At 45.6% G+C, this 1,121-nt stretch carries 1 pseudogene; it reads right to left on the bottom strand.

The annotated features are described in order from the left end of the window. Nucleotides 1–267, bottom strand: a pseudogene (locus J5224_RS29245) (hypothetical protein); the annotation flags it as partial. Nucleotides 268–1,121 lie beyond the last annotated feature (854 nt).

Genomic DNA, 1,121 nt, shown 5'->3' on the forward strand with positions numbered 1-1,121 from the left:
CGTAGGCACCAGCGACAGGGCGAAGATAAAGCCCGCTTTGGCGCTGATGCCACCCGCGCCGATAAAGGTTCCACCCTCTTTGATGGCACCAAAGCTACCGCCCAACGTGGTGAAATCGAAGGCACCCAGCCAATTCAGCCCATCGACCTTGAAAAACAGCCCTGAGAAAAACAGAATCGCCCCAACCAGCGCGATATAGGGCCCCAATTTTCTAAACAGGCCCGCACGCTGCGCCGTTGGCTGCGCGATCTCTTCTGACATACAAATCCCCTTTTGAATCCCCTGCGTTGGTGAAAAAGCCACGCTCAACGCCGCTTTCCCGCGCTGATGCCGTGACAAATGAAGAAAAAAACTGCGACCAGCGTGCAGCACACGCCAGAAATATTGCTGAGATTGATAACGGAATAAGACGCGGGGCCGTTATAGAACAAAGCCCGTTTTAGGCCTTGTATACCCGAATAATTCACGTTGCAGGAAGATGGCAAGTGAGGGTTAACCCGGTAAGTGATTCGGGTAAGTGAACACAGCCAACGCACCTGCAAGGTAAAATATGACGGATATAAACGTTATACATGCATCTCGATGGATGATGCTCAGTCAATTGCAGCAACCTATCCTTTTTTATTTCCCCTAAGCTTGTCAAGGCTTATTCTCATGAAAGTCTTGCCGAAAAAGCAAATCAGCTTTCCCGCCACGCCAATGGCAGCCTAAAACATAAAGCGTTAGGGTAAAAAGACCAAATTTGCATACCGCATGCAGAAATTGGATGGGCTTTTAGCATTGAATATATTGAACAAATTAACTTTTCCTCTGCACGTTTTTGGCAGAAAAAAATAACATGTCAATCCGATAACCGGGGGCGAAAAATTCCGCGTCTTGCGGGTACAGCATTATTCTCATCATTATGTTGGTGATTTGTAATATTGTAATCAGAGCGGAATCTGATAATCAGTAAAAACGATTAAATAAACCCTATCCAAACAGAGATTAATTCTACTTCCTGCGCATTTCTTTAGAATAAAATAAAATACTCACGGGGCTTGTGATACACTTCGTTAGTATATCGCGGTATGGCACGCTGAATAAACCATCAGCACCACTTGTTTTCGAACCACAATATT

This window comes from Candidatus Symbiopectobacterium sp. NZEC135, from assembly GCF_025962695.1.